Raw genomic sequence first — 18,671 nt, forward strand, 5'->3', positions numbered from 1 at the left:
CTTGACTAAAGAAGGTGAAGGAATCCCCTATTTTTTGTTAAAGCCTAGTAACCTAATTATCCTTCTAAACACCCTTCAATCACTTTCATTTTCAATTCAGAAGCCTATTTTTAGACATAAAAGGACCCCCAAAAGTTAGTTTTTAACTCGAACTTTTGGGGGTTTCTTCAAATTTAGAGGTTTTTTGAAGCTAATTTTATAGAGTAGATTGTTGGTGTATTAAAGCTGAACTTCATTTATAATAATAGTAAGACTTTTTAAAAAGGAGAAGGATTTATGGATAGAGGATTTAAACTAGTCAATAAGCTTTTTATTTTCACTATATTATTAGCTTTATTATATACTCCTATTTCTGCTAAAGCGAATCAAATAACCACAGAGTCATTAACAGAAACTAAAACATCAATAGAAAACAAAGTGGATCAAGAATTACTTAAGAAACTTTCAGAATCATTAATTGATTTGAAAGAGGTTGAAGAATTTGAGGTCAAGATGAAGTGGACCAACCTGGATGAAAATCAAGCGATGGGGCAAGCGACCTACCAAGTAGATGTTACAAAAGGAGACCTGAAGGGCGATTTAAAGTTTCAAATGGAAGATGATTATCCCGAGACAGCAGATTTTGGCTTTATATCATATGGAAGACACCGTTTGTTCTATGTAAAAGAATTTGCTTTTTTAGATAGCCTAGCTTATTTTAAACAAGCTTTTTTTAATTACCAGTTTGATAAACAAATGGCTAAGTACACTAATCTTTATACAGAATTTTCAAATGAAACAATTGGGACGGTTAATCTTAATGAAAAGCCTGCGCCTTCTTTGCTGCTCATTCCTAATCGGGATAAGTTAATGAGAGTAGATAAGGGACAATTAAGTTTCAAGAAGGATCAATATCATTTAAATATTGAAAGAATCGATATTCCAAGTCTTTTCTTTGATAAGCACCCCTTCTTATCCATCTCTTATCGTTTAGATCATTTAATTCAACCTTCTACTTCATCTATCATGAGCGAGTATCAAGATTGGGAAAATCAATTCAACCATCAAATTAAAATTAATGAGCAAGCGAATGATTTTTTATTCGGAACAAAAATTGAATCCGAATTTTCTAACCATTTACAAGTTAAGGAAACGGAACACCGAACACCACAGTTCAATAAAACACTAAATTTGATGAGCCAAGGTTTAACTGATAAATTAACGAGTTTCACCATGGACTTTGATCCAGATAAACAAATTTTAGATGTTACCTTGGAGGGTATTGTAGAAAATGTAGCTTTTAACTTTTTTAGCAAAGATACAGCTGAACTTACTACTAAAAGAGTTCGATTAGAATATTCTTTTAAACCTAAAAAAGTAGTTATTCCCCAAAGAACAAGTCTTAAAACAATCAGTCCGGCAGCTGCTGACTATTTAATGGAAGAATTACTATCAAAAGAGAAAAAGTAATGCTTTAAGAAATGGGCTTGTTTTCTAGAGACTTCTACTATAAATGATCTTAAGAATGAAAGAGGTAATAGAATGAAGTGTTTTTATTTAAAAGATTTTGCGAGTCAAAGAATTCAAGCAGGAGAAAAATTAATAAGGTTAGAAGACTTTGAAGATCCTGATGATATTAAAGATGCACCTGAGGGGATGATTATCTTTATTACTGATCGCAGTCATAACTTTAAAGGGCAAGCTTTCGTTGGTCGGCAAAACAAAGGCTTTGCTTGGGTTTTTAGCTTAAATTTGGAAGATTTGTGGTCCAAAGAACTCTTTTCAATTTACTTTCAAGAAGCTGTTGAACGTAGACAATCTCTATTGGACGACCCTACAACAACGGGTTTTCGTTTATTCAATGGTGAAGGAGATGGATTAGGAGGAATATCAATCGACTGGTATGACCATTTCATTCAAATCAACTGGTATTCTAAAGGTGCTTATGAGTATCGTGATTGGTGGCTTGAAATTCTTTTAGAATCTCCACTTGAAGTTGCAGGTATATACGAAACCAAGCGTTTTCCAATAGGTGATAGTGAAAAAGCAATGGGACATGTTACCGGAAAAGAAGCCCAACAGCCTCTAATTATTAAAGAACAGAATCGAAAGTATGCTATTTATTTAGGTCAGGATTGGATGACAGGCCTTTTTTTTGATCAAAGAGAGGTACGACAGTATATTCAAGAGCAAGCAAAAGGCTTGTCTGTGTTAAATCTTTTTTCATACACGGGTGCATTTTCAGTTGCAGCTAGCCTAGGTGGTGCCAGTAATACTATCAGTGTAGATGTAGCTAACCGTTCATTAGAGTTAACTAAAGAAAATTTCTTAATTAATCAATTGGACGCTGACAATTTATCTAACGAGATTAGAATTATGGATGTGTTTGATTATATTGACTATGTCAAACGCTCTTCAAAAGATTTTGATATGGTGGTATGTGATCCTCCTAGTTTTGCCCGAACCAAACGTTATGTTTTTTCAGCCTTAACTGATTATATAAAAATGGCTAAAGATTTGTTTAAAATAACGAAAGCAGGAGGTTTGTGTGTCTTATCCACAAACCATTCAGCTTACTCAAAAGATAAATTTATTGAGGATATGAATGAAGCTGGGCGTTTAAGTGGCAAGAAGGTTCAATTGATTCAAAGTTTTAGACTTCCCGAAGACTACCCTTCTTCCGTTGATCCTACGAGTCAGTATCTTACAGTTCTGGTATATTATTGTTCTGAATAAGAAAGGCAGGGAGTAAGAATGTCTTATATTGCATTAAAAGAAGTTGTTAAAGAATATAAAACTGGCGAAGTCGTTACACGAGCAAATGATGGAGTCAGTTTTACAATTGATGAGGGAGAGTTTGTGGTTATTTTAGGTCCTTCCGGAGCTGGTAAATCAACTACACTAAATATCTTAGGTGGAATGGATCAAGCGACCTCCGGACAGGTAGTTATAGATGGAGAAGACATTGCTAAATACAAGGCTAAGCAGTTAACGCGTTTTAGGCGAAATAACGTTGGTTTTGTCTTTCAAAATTATAATTTAGTTCCTAACCTAACAGCTAAAGAAAATGTGGAATTAATGATCCACATTGCTAAAAGTAATATGCAAGCAGAAACCGTACTTAAAGAAGCAGGGTTAGGACATCGATTAGATAGTTTTCCTGCTCAGCTATCTGGTGGAGAGCAACAGAGAGTTTCTATTGCGCGGGCCTTAGCAGGTAGACCCAAAATTCTTCTTTGTGATGAGCCTACAGGTGCTTTAGATTATGAAACCGGCAAACAAATTTTGAGATTATTACAAGATACATGTCGAGAAACACGTACAACTGTTGTGGTAATCACTCATAATACGGTGATTTCGAAAATGGCAGACCGTGTGATTAAAATTCGTAATGGACAAGTAGAAGAAATCGTTAAAAATCCGCATCCTACTAATGTATTAGATTTACATTGGTAGAAAGGAGGTAACATGAAATCGCTCATAAAGGATATCTTTCGTGAGATATTAAAAAGTTTCCCACGATTCTTATCGATATTAGCTATTATTAGTCTAGGAGTTGCTTTTTTTATTGGAATCAAAGCAACAGGACCAGCTATGGTAGAAACCGCGCGTGACTATTATGAAACTTATGATTTGCCCGACGGTCGTATATTATCTACTCAAGGTATTAATGATAATGACATTAAAGAAATTAAAAATTTAAAAGATGGAGCAGAACTTCGGTTACGTCCCATTAAATCAGTTATTGGTATGGTTGAGCCAAGTACTCAACCTATCAAAGTTTTTGGTATCAATGAACAAGATAAAAAATATTATCAATTGGTTGAAGGGAGATTTCCACAGAAAGCTTCTGAAATCACATTGGATAGTAAGTATCTTGATTTAATTAATACTGATCCAAACGAGTCTGTCAAAGTTGGAGATAAGGTAAAAATCACTCTGAACCAACGAGCAAGTGAAGACGCTATAGATAGTGATAATTCAGATTCAATCTTTTCAATAAAAGATAGTGAATTGATAACAAATGAGTTTGAAGTTGTTGGATTTGTTCAAACACCACTTTATTATGAACGCATTAATCGAGGCCTCGACCATTCTGTTTTTGGGTTAATTCAAGAAGATCAAATACAAGCCAGTTACTATAGTGAAGTTTTCTATTGGATACGTAATAATAGAAAGAGAGCTTATGAACCAGCTTATCAATCAAGGCTCGATCAACTAAAAATTAAATTAGAAGATTTGTTAGCTAATCGTCCAAAACAGCGTTTGGAAGCCAGTAAAAAGGATATTCAAGCTAAATATGATGAGGTTAGTTCAGATTTAGAAGAAGCTAATAATGACTTTGAGGCGGCAAATAAAAAAATCTCCGAAGTCGAAAAGACACTGATAGATTCTGAACAAGACCTTCAAGAAGCTAAGATAGAATTTAGTCAAATTGAAGAAAACTTATTGCGGCAGTCTCTAGAAGGCAATATAGACTCTAATAATCCTCAAGCTTTAGGAAAGCCTGAAGAACAAGCAGAGTTGTTGGAAGGTCAAGAACAAAGCTTAATGGCTAGTAATGAGTTGTTTTTCGGAGAAAATCAACTGAGTCGCTCAAAAAAAGCTGTAGCAGATAGTATTGCTGAGAATAATCTAGAATTAAGAGAAGGACAATTAGCACTTGAGGAACTTAAAGAATTAGAAGCAGATTTAAAAGAACCGACTTATCATGTGTTGACACGTCAAGACGATGCAGCTTATAAATCGCTGAAAGAAAATGCGGAAAAATTGAATGTTATTTCTAATTTGTTTCCAGTTTTCTTTTTTGCTATTGCCGTTTTAGTTGTTTTCACAACTGTTAAGCGCATGTCAAGTGAACAAAGAAACTATATGGGAACCATGCAACAAATGGGATACCATCGCTGGCAAGTAATCTTAAAATTTGTGGTGTATGCTGGGTTAGCAGGAGTGATTGGAATAGTCTTAGGAATATCTTTGGGCTATCGTATCTTTCCACCAATTATTCTACAAGCATATAATTCCATGTTTTATTTGGCTAACCCATTGATTCCTCGCTCTTTATATTGGAATATGATTGTCGGTGCTATTGCTTTAGCTTGTACACTGATGCCAGCAATATATACACCTTATGTATTGTTAAAGCAAGCTCCTGCACAACTTTTAAGACCTGAACCCCCTAAACAAGGTAAACAAATTTTACTTGAAAATTGGACTGAGTTTTGGAAACGCTTATCTTTTAATCGTAAAATGACTTTGAGAAACCTTTTCAGATATAAAGGAAGAAATCTCATGACTTTCATTGGTGTAGCAGGCTGTTCAATGTTAATTCTCACTGGTTTTGGAATTAGTGATACTATTTCAGGTTTGCTTTCTAATCAATTTGAGCAATTACAACGCTATGATGCTACTCTGGTCTTGAATGAAGATTTAGGCCAATATCAAACTCAAAAACTGCAAGAAGAATTAGCAGATTACGAAGGCATTGAAGCGTATTATCCAATCCGTTCAGAATCCTTAGAATTAGAAAATGATGTTGAAAAAGAAAATGTCAATTTAATAGTTCCGCTAGGTGATGTTCAATCATTTAAAGACTTTGTATTTGTAAGACAAGGTGGAGATGATAAAGTGGCTGAACCAGTTGATTTAGATGAAGCAGGACCTCTTTATACAGAACGATTAGCTGAGTTATTCAACTTAAAACCCAACTCTAAAGCTATCTTTAAAATGGACGATGAAAATTATACGATTCCTTTAAAGGGAGCAGCAGAAAACTATGTCAATCATTATCTCTATATGGGAGAAAATGACTACAATCAGGTGTTTGAAAAGCCCGCTCAAATTAATGCTTTTTTACTGAAATATGAAGCTAATGCCAAAGTGACTCGTATAGAAGACCAGTTACAAGATAATGAGGATGTTCAAGCTATCGTTAATATAACTAATATAGAAGAAGTAGTTAGCAAGACGATGGATAGTTTATACGTCATTACAATTGTTTTAATCGTTTCAGCGGCAGCCTTAGCTTTTGTGGTCTTGTATAACTTGACCAATATTAATATAGAAGAGAGAAATCGTGAACTGGCCACTATCAAAGTTTTAGGTTTTTATGCAAGAGAAGTGAGTTTGTATGTCTATGAGGAAATCTTTATAATCACAGTATTAGGTTCTTCTTTTGGCCTGATAGCTGGACGTGTGCTTACACATATTATTATGAAACAGATGCAAATGAATTCAATGCTCTTTTATCCTAGGGCAACCCTAGCATCCTTTTTAATATCCTTTATTCTTACATTTATTTTCTCAAGTTCTGTTATGCTGATCATGCACCAAAAAATAAAACGTATTAATATGGTAGAAGCTCTCAAGGGACTTGATTAATCAGTCCCGTATTGTTAAGCCCTTTAAGAATATGCTACAATGGTTTAAGTTAAGAACCAATTATAGAGCGACCATCTAAGAGGAGGCAATCAAATGAAGTGTCCAAATTGTGGACGGAATGTCCGTAGTAAGACCCAATGTGCGTACTGCGGTTATAGATTTAATCAAGCAGATAAAAAAGAACAGAGTTTATTGAAAAAGAGAAAACCTAATGATGAAATATCAGTTGAAAAAGATATCCGTGGTCTAAATGAAGTAGCTGATAATGAAAAACATTCTCAAGCTATCAAAGACAATAGACAGCACGTTCCTGTTAGGCGATCTCTTGAAAAAGAATTAGCAGAAGCAGAAAAAGAAGCCAAATTAGCTTATGAACGTTCACTTCAATCAAATTCAAAAGGCAATGAATCGGAAGAGGATTCAGAAGAAGCTTTTAAGAAAAGGGCAGACGAAATTTTATCTTATCCGTACACTGGCTCATTATTTTCTGATGAATCCACCGATAATGCTGAAGATTATATTGTCCCTAGAACTAAAAAGACTAGTTTTGGTAAAACGCTTTGGACTATTGTCAAATGGTTAATTTTATTGGCAGCCTTTTTTTTAATGTTTGTTTACGGACCTCAATTGGTAGGCATGGTTAAGAGTTATTTGGACCCAATAATAAATCAAAATAGTGAACAACCTGTCCAAGAAACTGAGACTTCTCAACTTCCAAAGGATACTGAAAAAACAATGAATGTTACTTCAGATAATTCTTCTTCTGAAGTAAAATCAGAAGAAGAAAATCAAACAACCACTGTAGAAGATACTGTTTTTGAAATAGAAAAATCAAAGGTAGATGTGGATGCTTATCCGATGATTACAGTTAATCTCGATTTTGCCAACTCTCTTTCTGATGTAGATCAAGAAACATTTAACTTTAAAGTGAAATATAATGAGACTGAAGCAGAATTGAAGGATGAGTTTTCTCTTTTTAAAGAAGGCAAGAAACTTAGATTATCCTTTAATGATCCCGCTTTATCAGTGATTGGTGAAGATACAAGTCAACAAGAGCTTTTAATAAGTGCAGAGAATTTTTCAGAACGCATCGCTTATGAAGTACCAAATAAGCAAGATCAAGCAGAAAGAATTGATCAGTTTAATCAAATAGTTACCAATTACTTTTCTAATCAGGAAACAGTAGCTTTACAAATTCAACAGCTAGGAGATAAAGCACCCTTTGTTTATGAAAACCAAACAATGGAGGCTGATCGTCTAATCGCTTGGTTTATTTTACAACGTACCTATGAATTGCTAGCAGAAGAAACAATTACTCTTGACCAAGAAATCCCTGTTAAAACACAATTAATTGCTTCTGGGGATTCAGGACAAGTGGCAAGTCAAGCTAGAGATTCCTATACAGTCCAAGAGTTGATTGATTTAACTATTCAATCAGGAGATGCCTCTGCCATGAATCATCTCGTTCAGCTTGCTGAGGGTGTCAACCGCTTTAACTACTGGTTAAAAGAGTCTGGATATTTTGCTACTCGTATGAACGCTCCATTAGCTATTGAAGAAGATAGTTACATAACGGGTGCAGTCACTGATGTAACGGACTTAGCTAATTTACTTATCAAATTAGCTAAAAACGAATTGATTGATGGAGAATATGACGACTTGCTGAAAGAATCAGTCAATCTCTCACCATTCACAGATAAATTTCCCAATTATAATGCTAATGTGACTCAACGTTACGAATTATTAACTACCGAAGAAAACCCACAACTTCAACATATTGCCGGGATTGCTCAAGCAGCAGGAGAAGACTATATTTATGTAGTTCTTACAAAAAAATTCACTGAACCTTATGAAATGAATGGTAAGATAAGCCAAACAATTAATGATATACTCATACAATATTTAGCGAACCAAGAAGGTGCTGAGATCTTAGAAAATGAAACTACTCTTGAGGTGACGCAAGAACCAGTTCAGACTACTCAAGCAGTAGTAACCCCACCTGTTACATCGGTTGAAACAGGTGTAGAGCCGACAGATAATTTATATAATGGCAAGCAAACAGAAAATTATTACTGGTTTGGCGATGAATACCGTAGAGGCACCTGGTATCAAGATGAAAATGGTGCTTGGTATTATTATTAAAAGGTTTATTCAAATGATTAGTTTTGAGATAGAAAGACTTCAATTTAAGAAGTCTTTCTATTTTTAAGAGCTTTTCCACTTTTCACATCACTTTTTAGGTGTATAATAGAGAAAAAGGGAGGAATTTCAATGAGTCCTACACTGATACAAATCGTTATTCATGCTATTAAAGAGAAATTTCAAACTGAAAAAGCTTTTTATGCGGAAAAGTTAGGCATTAGTCCTCAATCTTGGGACCGATGGAAAAAAGGAGAACAAGGTTTAAAATTTGAAAATATCCAAATAATATCGACTTTATTTACTGACTATGAATGGATGCTTGTTCAAAAAGTTGTGCGAAATGCTGAAATAATTCCAGAGGTTTCAGCTAATCCTGTTGGAGAATACCTCTATCTTAAATATCAAATCGCCAAGACTTGGGTTAACCATGGTATGGTACGCTTAGAATGGCATCAGAGTGAAAGCTCAGAAAACCAACAGAACACAATGATCTTGCAATTAATTGCAGATTATCAATTTTGGGGATACAACGATATAATAGAAATTCGTCTACCTGGAGTTTTGAGACAACAATTAGAAACTGATGAGGTAAAACTCTTACAATGGTTTGATGACCAAAGTGATAAAGTAAGAGACACTGTCGAAGAATAAAAATAGAGTGGTGAAGCTATTTGGTGCAAAGAAAACGCAAAAAAGCTCATAGACCCAGAAAAAAAACTTTGAAAAATAATAAGAAACTTAAACAATTCAAAAAATGGCAGGAAGCTTTCTTTAAACGATTAGGATGTTTAAGCTTCTTTATGATTATCTTTATTAGTTTACTTTTTGTGTTGTTATTTCGTTGGATGTCACAACCGGCTCCTAATTTTTATCAAAATGAGCTTTATCAATCAGATCACTTGCTCAAAGAACAATTTATTGCAGATTTGGTCCCAACTGCCCAAGCTTTACAAAGAGAGTTTGGTGTCTATGCTTCTGTGTCTTTAGCTCAAGCTGTTTTAGAATCGGACTTTGGTAGAAGTCAATTAGCTAGCCAGCATAATAATCTATATGGTGTAAAAACAAGTGCTGACGATCCTAATTCTGCACTCTATCCAACAATGGAGTTTTTTGATGGCGAGTGGGTTGAGATTAAGGATTATTTTAAGGTGTATCCTTCTAGACAAGCATCAATGCGTGAGCACGCTCTTTTAATGATTAATGGAACTTCTTGGGATCCTAATCAATATCAAGCTGTATTACAAGCCAAGGATTTCCAATCACAAGCTCAGGCATTACAAGATTCGGGTTATGCAACCGATCCAAATTACGGAGAAAAATTAATAAATATGATTGAAGAGTGGCAATTGGATCAATATGATCAACCATAAAAAGAATAATATGATGGGAGGGATAAAATGGTTCGAAGACATCAACCAGGAAGTATGATTGGTATTATTGGAGACTCACTTACAACCGCTTTACTGGCCCAAGAGGCCGGAAGATTGGGGTATCGTGTAGCAAGCATGGTGAGTCATGATGAAAACCCGGTCAAACAATTTTCTTATTGGCAAATAGTCGATGCTAACTATCAAGACGAGAGTTTAATCGAATTTGCAAGCTTAGTGGATATGATATATATTGAACCAGGTATTTTATCAAACCGACATTATAAATTATTGGAAGAATATACTGACTTGGCTTTATCAGAAGATTTAGTTGCAATTACAACAGACCGTTTAATTGAAAAAGTTTATTTAGACTCTACTAAAAGTTTAGTAGCTCCTTTTTCAATGGTGACTTCCATTGAAGATATTAAAGAAGCGATAGAATATATAGGTTATCCTTGTGTTCTTAAGTCAGGACAACGACATTTGAATCAAGCCAAGGACCACATTCTTCTATTCAATGAGGATGATTTACCTTTAGCAGAGAAGAAAGTTGAGCAAGCAACATGTATACTTGAGGCTTGGATTCCAGTTGAGAAGAGAGTTTCTTTGACTGTTGTCAGAAATGAGCGAGGAGAATTATTGATTTATCCTCCCTTTGAATTAGTAGATAAAGGGTTAATTATTGGTACACAAGTAAGGTATCCTGCGCGTATTGTTGATGAGGTTTCTAATGAAATCAACCGATTAGGCCGATTAATTGCTGAGTCACTTACATTGATTGGGGCTTTGACATTAGAGTTCTTTATTACATCTTCTGGTGTTATTTACATCAATCAAGCTTCGATTGGCTTATCGCAAGCGGCAACTTTTACAATCGGCTCGATGTCCATATCGCAATTCGAAGCGTGTATGCGAGCACTGTCAGGCTTGCCTTTGCCTACTTTAAAAGTAAAATCAGCAGCAGCTATAGCGATTCCTTTAGAATATTTAAATATAGAAAATGTCATGACACAATATATGTCTCGCACAGATTGGGGTTTTGCTTTAGTAAATTTTCCTGGACAATTACACAATCATTTGGAAGGACAGGTAATCATAACGGGAGATAGTTTAATATCGTGTGATCGGCAAATTGAAATGACCGAATTATATAAAATTCAATAGAATTAAGAAGCTGAAGGGATAGCCTTGGCTTCTTTTTATTTTATGAGGAGTTGAGAGAAGGCTATAAAGGACATAGGAGATTGTTCTTATTTTTGATATAATATCAAATATTGGAAGCGTTGGTGAAATGGAGTGATAATATGAATTTATTAGAAAGTATAGGTCGATTAAATAATAAGCAAAAGGAGGCTGTATTGACTACCCAGGGACCGCTGTTAATAGCCGCTGGGGCAGGTTCAGGAAAAACACGGGTTCTTACTCACCGAATCGCTTATCTTGTTGAAGAAGAAAGAGTAAATCCTTGGAATATATTGGCTATTACTTTTACAAATAAAGCCGCAAATGAAATGAAAGAGCGGATTAAAAACTTAGTTGGCCCAGATGCAGACTCTATATGGGTCTCAACATTTCATGCAATGTGTGTGAGGATACTTAGAAGAGAGGGCGAAAAAATCGGTTATCAACGAAATTTCTCAATCGTAGACCCATCTGAACAACTAACTTTGATGCGTCAAGTGTTAAAAGAATTAAATTTAGATAGCAAACAATTTAAAGATAAGAATCTTCTATGGCAAATTGAACAAGCAAAAAATGAAGGTAAAAGCCCAGCACATTATTTACAAACTGCCGGTAATTTTGTTGAAGAAATTTATGCAAAAGTCTATCAACTTTATCAGACAAAATTAAAACAAGCCAACGCCATGGATTTTAATGATTTGATTCTTAATACTGTTAAATTATTAGAAGAATATGATGATGTCCGTCACTTTTATCAGCATAAGTTTCAATATATTCATGTTGATGAGTACCAAGATACCAATAATACTCAGTATCAACTCATTCGATTATTAACAGGAATTCTTAATAACATTTGTGTAGTAGGAGATGCTGATCAATCTATTTATGGCTGGCGCGGCGCAAATATGGAAAACATTTTAAACTTTGAATCTGACTTTCCTCAAGCTAAAACGATTCTATTAGAACAAAACTACCGTTCCAGTCAAAATATTTTAGCTGCAGCTAATAGTGTGATTAAAAATAATCGAAATCGTAAAGTTAAGAAATTATGGTCTAATAAGGACAAAGGAAGCAAGATTAAGTTTTATCATTCAGACAACGACTCAGAGGAGGCGCTTTTTGTTATTCAAGAAATTATTGAGCTTAAAGATCGTTTTAATTTAAAAAATGATGATTTTGCTATTCTTTATCGAACTCAAGCTCAGTCACGCTCTTTAGAGGACCAGCTGTTAAAAGCCAATTTACCTTATAAAATTATTGGGGGCTTGAAGTTTTATGCTCGTAAAGAAATCCAAGACACCTTGGCTTATTTAAGGTTAATTAATAACCCCGCTGACAACCTTAGCTTTAATCGAATTGTGAATGTTCCTAAACGTGGAATTGGAAATACCACTATCGAGCGGTTATCAAATTTTGCTGCTCAGATTCAGTTACCCTGGTTCATGGCGATCGATTATTTAGATCAGTCTCAACTATCTAAAGCAGTACAAAAGAAATTACAAACGTTTGCTCAAATGGTTAAAAATCTTCAAGAACAAGCAAAATATCTCTCTATGAGTGAACTAGTAGAGCAAGTGTGGCAGCTTTCAAACTATACTCAGGCTTTAATTGAAGAAGGCACTCTTGAAAGTCGAGCTCGCTTAGAAAACTTAGAAGAATTTGCTTCAGTAACTAAACTTTTTGACCAAGAGGATCATAGTTTACTGTTAGAAAAAGATCCTGATTTTCAAAATCAAGATCAAAGCACTATCGAATCGCAAGCAATTTTAGAAATATCAGGTTCAAATGTTGCTTTGGATCTATTTGAGTCAGCAGTGGAAAGTGAGGACGATACTAATCAATCAACAGCTTTATTGACTCAATTCCTTACAGAATTGTCTTTGGTTAGTGATAACCAAGAAGAGGATGAACAAATGGGTATCACTTTGATGACTCTACATGCAGCCAAGGGCTTAGAATTTCCGGTTGTCTTTATTGTTGGAATGGAAGAAGGGATTTTCCCATCCTATCGTTCTTTTGATAATGAAGAAGATTTAGAGGAAGAAAGAAGATTAGCCTATGTAGGAATGACACGCGCTGAGGAAATATTATATTTAACAGCAGCATCCAATCGTCTACTATACGGACGTTATCAGCAAAATTTAGTTAGTCGATTTATAGATGAGATTGAACAAGATTTACTTGAGCATATTGGACTTCCAGGAAGAGTCAAAAGATTTACTGCAAATAATCGAGGAAAAAACCAAGCCAATAGAGTTAAGTTAAGTCCCCCTTCGGCTCCCGTTAAGAAGAAGCGAGCTTTCCAAGCAACTTCAAATGTCAAAGGTCTAGAAATGATTAACTGGCAAGTGGGAGACAAAGTGGACCACAAAGCTTGGGGTCAAGGGACAATTGTAAAAGTTGACAAGTCAGCTAGCGACCAAATTTTAAAAGTAGCTTTTCCAGAGCAAGGAATTAAACAGTTAATGGCAGCATTTGCTCCAATTACTAAGTTATCAGATTAGGAGGCTCCTGATGTCTAATCAGCAGAAAGAAAGACAACGTTTAGATGCTTTAAAAGAAAAATTAAATAATTATGCTTACTCTTACTATGTATTGGATCAGTCATTAATTACGGATGCAGAGTATGATGAGCTGTATCAAGAATTGCTCATGATTGAAGCTAAGTATCCGGAGTGGGTCACTTTGGACTCACCTAGTCAGAGAGTGGGTGACCAGCTGTTAGAAGGTTTTCAAAAGGTTAAACATGCTCAAACCATGTACTCTTTAAGTAATGCTTTTAATGAAGCAGACATACATGCTTTTATTAAAAAGGTAGAAGAAGTGGTTGGGTCTCAGCATTCTTTTATCTGTGAGTGTAAAATCGATGGTCTTGCCATTGCCTTAACTTATGAAGATGGTTTGTTTGTTCGAGGAGCTACACGAGGTAATGGTCAAACGGGAGAAGATATTACTCAAAACCTACGAACAATCCATTCCTTACCATTACGACTGAGAAAGCCCATTTCAGGTGAATTTCGAGGAGAAGCTTATATGCCTAAAGAGGTCTTTTTAAAATTAAATGAACAAAGAGATGAGGCAGGGGAAAGTCCCTTGGCTAATCCTCGCAATGCGGCAGCTGGTGCATTGCGACAGAAAGATCCCGCAAAGGCAGCAAAGAGGCAACTAAACATATTTATGTATAATTGCTCTAGTCAATCGGATATAGAGGCAACTTCTCAAGGAGAACTCCTAGAAGAGATGGAAGCTGTTGGCTTAAGAACGAACTCTTTTAGAAAAGAATGTCATAATTTTAATGAAGTATGGGAGTTTATCCAAACGGTTGGCCAAAAAAGGCACCAATTACCCTATGAGATTGATGGAGTGGTTATTAAAGTCAATGCTTTTGAATATCAAGAAAAATTGGGGCATACTATTAAAGCGCCCCGTTGGGCAATTGCCTATAAGTTTCCAGCAGAAGTTGCTCAAACAACTTTACTTAATGTAGATTGGACAGTGGGTAGAACTGGAGTAGTTACCCCTACCGCTATTATGGAGGCTGTTCAATTGGCAGGAACTACTGTTCAAAGAGCAAGTCTTCATAATGTAGATCTTATTGAAAAACTTGATTTACATATAGGTGATCAAGTCGTTATCCATAAGGCAGGAGATATTATTCCCGAAATATTAGAGGTTGATCTAACTAAAAGAAAGCGAGATGATCGACCGGTAGCTATTCCTACCGAATGTCCACAATGTCATGAAGAGCTAGTGAAAATTAAAGATGAAGTGGCTTTAAGATGTGTTAATCCTAACTGTCCCGCCCAAAGGTTGGCTCAGATTACTCATTTTGTTTCCCGATTAGCCATGAATATTGATGGTCTGGGTGAAAAAATTATTGAGCAATTATTGGACCATCATTTGATTGAAAATCCGGCTGATCTTTATTATCTCAAGCAAGAAGACCTTTTAAAACTTGATAAGATTAAAGAAAAGTCAGCTAACAACTTGATCCAAGCGATTAATGAGTCTAAGGATAGGGGATTAGATCGATTACTATTTGCTTTGGGAATTCGTCATGTCGGTGCAAAAGCTGCTCGCCTAATTGCCGAAGAATTTGGTACAATAGAAACAGTGATGATTGCCGAGGCAGAACAAGTCGGTCAAATTGAGGGCATAGGTGAAATCATCTCTCAATCACTGGTTCATTATTTCCAACAAGAGTCTTCATTAAAATTGATTGATCGTTTAAAAAAAATAGGTGTCAAAACCGATTTTCAAACAACCGTGATTGGCACTCAACAGACCAATGAATTTAAAGGAAAGACTATTGTTCTAACTGGTAGTATGAATGCTTATACTCGTAATGAAGCAAAGCAAATTTTACAAAATTTAGGAGCAAATGTAACCGGCTCAGTCTCAAAGAAAACAGATATATTGATTGCGGGGGCAGAAGCCGGCAGTAAATTAATAAAAGCTCGGGATTTAGGTGTTACAATCATAGATGAATCTACATTTATAGAAAAATTAGTAGAAAGTGGAATTAACGATGCAAAATAAATTGAAATGTATCACATTGCTAACCTGTCTTACTTTATTGTCAGGTTGCTTAAATAATTTAGAGGTAAAAAAAGAAGAAGCAGAACTGACACCTGAGAAGGTGATGGCCAGGTTAACTTCTAACCAATTAGCTAATGAAAATTATCGAGCTGTAATAACAGATGGTAAGTATCAACTCGGCCCCTCAGCTAGTGCAGACTACACATTATCTTCAACGGGCAATGCCTTTGCTTTCGAAGATGGTCTGTTACGTTTGTCACGAGAGGTGTTTCCTACCGATCAATACTTTTTACAAGAAGGCCAATTGATTGATGGTGATACACTGACTTCTTGGGTAGGCAGAGAAGCAGACAATAATCCAGCAGGCTTAAACCCTGCTATCCCTGTCGATAGTGGTGGTGCTAATCGTGAAACAACATCTTCTGACACTGATACTACTGTTGAGAATCAATCCCCTACTATTGAAGAAGCGACAGTAACTTCGGTTTTAGAAGATGGTCAAGAGGTTATGGTTGATGTAGAGGGTAATATCATTGATGAGAACGCCGGTAGGCCAGATCAGGTTGTCACTCAGGTTCAATCTACGCCTATTTACTTATCGCAAATTTTAGAAAAAAATATTATGGTTGAAACTGAAACAGGGTACAAGCTAGCAGGTATTGTTCTTGGCTTATCCATGAATTCGCGTTATGAGTACACCGACCCAGAGGGGGTTGTTTACGAAGAAGAAATCTCTATGGGAGAAATGCGTGAGCGCGGAAGAGCTTATGCTAATATAATTGTGGGTCGTTTAAGAGCAACCGAAGAATTGAGATCTATTCCTATTCTAGTGGGTATATACCGACAGGCACCTTCTGATGAAATTGTAGGGGGTAGTTTTGTCTTGGATGGTATTTCACGTGAGGGAAATGCGGTTTCTGATTGGAAAGAGCTTAATGAATACCGAGTTGCTCTACCTATGACTGATTCAGGTGTCGAAGCAGAAAAATACGCTTATTTTGATAGTTTTTCTAAAGGCATTCGTGAGTTTTTCCCCAATCTGAATGGTATTTCCGGTCAAGTATTATATGCAGACGATCAGTTGAAAACATTAGATATTGAAATAGTCACACAGTTTTATCAAACAACAGAAATTACTGCTTTAAGTCAGCATGTGCTGGACACTGCGCAGAAAACATTACCTGAGAACATAGCAATTGAGATTAAAATTGTTTCTAATGCGGATACAGAAGCTTATATAGGTAGAAATGCAGGAGAAACGGAGTATCAATCACATATATTTAGACAATAAGAAGAGGGGGAAAAGAATGATTACACGCGAGGAAATTAAGCATGTTGCAAAATTAGCCAAATTAAGTTTTAGTGAGGAAGAACTGGACCAATTTGCTCCAAATATCCAAGAGATTGTTGAAATGGTTGAGCATTTACAAGAGGTGAACACGGAAGGTGTCGAGCCGACTTATCATGGTAACCAGTTGAAGAATGTTTATCGTGAAGATATCGCAGTCCCTAATCCGTCTTATCGAGCCTTATTGGATAATGCCCCAACAGTAAATGAAGGCTATATTCAAGTACCAGTGATTATCGAAGATGAAAAAGGAGATTAAGATGAAAAAATTCCCAACAACCATTACTGAGATGAAAAAAGGGCTAGAATCAGGAACATTTACAGCTGTCGAATTGCTTGAACATACCTACCGGCAAATTGAGACTTTGGAGAGTGCTGTTCAATCCTTTTTAAATTATGAAGATTTTAAAGAGCCGGCTTTTGAAGTGGCTAAAGCTGCAGATGAAGAAGGCTATTCGAATAATGATTCAAAATTATTAAAAGGCATTCCTATAGCAATCAAAGATAATATTTTAACAGCTGATTTTAAAACAACTGCAGCCAGTAAAATGCTTGAAGATTTTGTGCCAACTTATGATGCCTTTGTTATAAAACAATTAAAAAAGGCAGGAGCCATTATAGTGGGTAAGGTTAACCTAGATGAGTTCGCTATGGGAGGATCTACTGAAAATTCCTATTTTAAAACAAGTAAAAATCCTTGGGATCTTGAAAGAGTACCAGGAGGCTCTTCGGGGGGGTCGTCAGCAGCCGTAAGCGCTAGACAGGTGCCAGCAGCTTTAGGAACCGATACCGGTGGTTCGATTCGTCAACCTGCCTCTTATACAGGTATTGTTGGAATGAAGCCAACTTATGGTCGTGTTTCTCGTCATGGAGTGATCGCTTTTGCTTCTAGTCTTGATCAAGTCGGACCGATGACTTTAACAGTTGAAGATAACGCTTTACTTTTACAAGTGATTGCGGGGCATGATCCAAATGATGCGACCAGTTTAGCCGACGAAAAAATAGATTTTAGCAGTTTGATTGGTCAATCCATTGAAGGCAAGCGAATTGCTTTTCCTAAAGAATATCAATCAGAGGTCATTGATGCGGATGTTCGTCAAGCAATGGAAAAAGCAGCTGATTATTTTACAAGTAAAGGAGCAATCGTTGAAGAAGTTTCTCTTCCTCACTCTGAGTACGGGATTAATGTTTATTACATACTAGCTTCTGCGGAAGCTTCATCTAATTTACAGCGTTATGACGGTATTCGCTACGGTTATCGTTCAAAAGCAGCTGAAAATTTAGAAGAAATCTACTTAAAATCTCGCTCTGAAGGCTTTGGTCCTGAAGTCAAGCGACGATTAATGGTAGGGACTTATTCTTTAAGCTCAGGCGCCTATGATAAATTCTTCAAGAAGGCAGCGCAAGTGCGCTCATTAATTATTCAAGACTTTAAAGAAGTATTTGATCAATTCGATCTTATTATGGGACCGGTCACTAATTCGACAGCTTACAAAATTGGTGAACGCATTTCAGATCCGCTCAAAATGTATGTGGCAGATTTGTTGACAATCCCGGTTAATTTGGCTGGAATACCCAGCCTATCTGTACCTGCCGGCTTTGATAGCAAGGGCTTGCCTATTGGAATGGCACTCACAGGCCCAGTGGATAGCGAAGCCTTACTTTACCAAATGGCTTATGATTTTGAGCAAGGTCACGACTTTGTTAAGCAAGCACCTAAACTATAGGAG

The 18,671-nt window shown here is 36.0% G+C and carries 13 protein-coding genes; all 13 read left to right on the plus strand.

Annotated features, from left to right (window positions below):
• The first annotated feature begins 276 nt into the window (after positions 1-276).
• The 13 genes from ACQV2S_RS03170 (at position 277) to gatA (ending at position 18,668) form a co-directional block, all read left to right on the plus strand.
• Complete coding sequence (locus ACQV2S_RS03170) at positions 277-1,449, plus strand: hypothetical protein (RefSeq protein ID WP_428885004.1); 1,173 nt, start codon at positions 277-279, stop codon at positions 1,447-1,449.
• A gap of 72 nt (positions 1,450-1,521) precedes the next feature.
• Positions 1,522-2,715: a class I SAM-dependent rRNA methyltransferase gene (locus ACQV2S_RS03175; RefSeq protein ID WP_428873555.1), complete on the plus strand. Its 1,194-nt coding sequence runs from the start codon at positions 1,522-1,524 to the stop codon at positions 2,713-2,715.
• 18 nt (positions 2,716-2,733) lie between these two features.
• Positions 2,734-3,435, plus strand: a complete 702-nt coding sequence (locus ACQV2S_RS03180; RefSeq protein ID WP_428873556.1) for an ABC transporter ATP-binding protein — start codon at positions 2,734-2,736, stop codon at positions 3,433-3,435.
• 12 nt (positions 3,436-3,447) lie between these two features.
• Complete coding sequence (locus tag ACQV2S_RS03185) at positions 3,448-6,360, plus strand: FtsX-like permease family protein (protein ID WP_428885005.1); 2,913 nt, start codon at positions 3,448-3,450, stop codon at positions 6,358-6,360.
• A gap of 93 nt (positions 6,361-6,453) precedes the next feature.
• Complete coding sequence (locus tag ACQV2S_RS03190) at positions 6,454-8,502, plus strand: serine hydrolase (protein WP_428885006.1); 2,049 nt, start codon at positions 6,454-6,456, stop codon at positions 8,500-8,502.
• 129 nt (positions 8,503-8,631) lie between these two features.
• Complete coding sequence (locus ACQV2S_RS03195; protein WP_428873559.1) at positions 8,632-9,153, plus strand: hypothetical protein; 522 nt, start codon at positions 8,632-8,634, stop codon at positions 9,151-9,153.
• 68 nt (positions 9,154-9,221) lie between these two features.
• On the plus strand, positions 9,222-9,872 hold the full coding sequence (locus ACQV2S_RS03200; RefSeq protein WP_428873560.1) for a glycoside hydrolase family 73 protein: 651 nt from the start codon (positions 9,222-9,224) through the stop codon (positions 9,870-9,872).
• A 27-nt stretch (positions 9,873-9,899) separates the two neighbouring features.
• The gene (locus tag ACQV2S_RS03205) at positions 9,900-11,036 is read left to right on the plus strand and encodes an ATP-grasp domain-containing protein (RefSeq protein WP_428885007.1); all 1,137 of its coding nucleotides are present in this window, start codon (positions 9,900-9,902) and stop codon (positions 11,034-11,036) included.
• A gap of 140 nt (positions 11,037-11,176) precedes the next feature.
• On the plus strand, positions 11,177-13,558 hold the full coding sequence (locus ACQV2S_RS03210; RefSeq protein WP_428873562.1) for a UvrD-helicase domain-containing protein: 2,382 nt from the start codon (positions 11,177-11,179) through the stop codon (positions 13,556-13,558).
• A gap of 10 nt (positions 13,559-13,568) precedes the next feature.
• Positions 13,569-15,593, plus strand: coding sequence for an NAD-dependent DNA ligase LigA (gene ligA / locus ACQV2S_RS03215; RefSeq protein WP_428874874.1), 2,025 nt, complete (start codon positions 13,569-13,571; stop codon positions 15,591-15,593).
• Positions 15,583-16,884, plus strand: a complete 1,302-nt coding sequence (locus ACQV2S_RS03220; RefSeq protein ID WP_428885008.1) for a CamS family sex pheromone protein — start codon at positions 15,583-15,585, stop codon at positions 16,882-16,884. The genes ligA and ACQV2S_RS03220 overlap by 11 nt, the downstream gene beginning before the upstream one ends.
• 16 nt (positions 16,885-16,900) lie before the next feature.
• A complete protein-coding gene (gatC, locus tag ACQV2S_RS03225) occupies positions 16,901-17,200 on the plus strand; it encodes an Asp-tRNA(Asn)/Glu-tRNA(Gln) amidotransferase subunit GatC (RefSeq protein WP_428873565.1) in 300 nt (99 codons plus the stop codon).
• Between the two features lies 1 nt (position 17,201).
• Positions 17,202-18,668, plus strand: a complete 1,467-nt coding sequence (gatA, locus tag ACQV2S_RS03230; RefSeq protein ID WP_428885009.1) for an Asp-tRNA(Asn)/Glu-tRNA(Gln) amidotransferase subunit GatA — start codon at positions 17,202-17,204, stop codon at positions 18,666-18,668.
• Positions 18,669-18,671: the final 3 nt, after the last annotated feature.

The organism is Facklamia sp. P13064, from assembly GCF_050409425.1.
In the GTDB taxonomy this organism is placed as follows: Bacteria; Bacillota; Bacilli; order Lactobacillales; family Aerococcaceae; genus Facklamia.

What these genes read in the sequence shown, in the direction of transcription:
- ACQV2S_RS03170 (WP_428885004.1), top strand. Translation starts at nt 277, where the DNA reads ATGGATAGAGGATTTAAACTAGTCAATAAGCTTTTTATTTTCACTATA.
- ACQV2S_RS03175 (WP_428873555.1), top strand. Translation starts at nt 1,522, where the DNA reads ATGAAGTGTTTTTATTTAAAAGATTTTGCGAGTCAAAGAATTCAAGCA.
- ACQV2S_RS03180 (WP_428873556.1), top strand. Translation starts at nt 2,734, where the DNA reads ATGTCTTATATTGCATTAAAAGAAGTTGTTAAAGAATATAAAACTGGC.
- ACQV2S_RS03185 (WP_428885005.1), top strand. Translation starts at nt 3,448, where the DNA reads ATGAAATCGCTCATAAAGGATATCTTTCGTGAGATATTAAAAAGTTTC.
- ACQV2S_RS03190 (WP_428885006.1), top strand. Translation starts at nt 6,454, where the DNA reads ATGAAGTGTCCAAATTGTGGACGGAATGTCCGTAGTAAGACCCAATGT.
- ACQV2S_RS03195 (WP_428873559.1), top strand. Translation starts at nt 8,632, where the DNA reads ATGAGTCCTACACTGATACAAATCGTTATTCATGCTATTAAAGAGAAA.
- ACQV2S_RS03205 (WP_428885007.1), top strand. Translation starts at nt 9,900, where the DNA reads ATGGTTCGAAGACATCAACCAGGAAGTATGATTGGTATTATTGGAGAC.
- ACQV2S_RS03210 (WP_428873562.1), top strand. Translation starts at nt 11,177, where the DNA reads ATGAATTTATTAGAAAGTATAGGTCGATTAAATAATAAGCAAAAGGAG.
- ligA (WP_428874874.1), top strand. Translation starts at nt 13,569, where the DNA reads ATGTCTAATCAGCAGAAAGAAAGACAACGTTTAGATGCTTTAAAAGAA.
- ACQV2S_RS03220 (WP_428885008.1), top strand. Translation starts at nt 15,583, where the DNA reads ATGCAAAATAAATTGAAATGTATCACATTGCTAACCTGTCTTACTTTA.
- gatC (WP_428873565.1), top strand. Translation starts at nt 16,901, where the DNA reads ATGATTACACGCGAGGAAATTAAGCATGTTGCAAAATTAGCCAAATTA.
- gatA (WP_428885009.1), top strand. Translation starts at nt 17,202, where the DNA reads ATGAAAAAATTCCCAACAACCATTACTGAGATGAAAAAAGGGCTAGAA.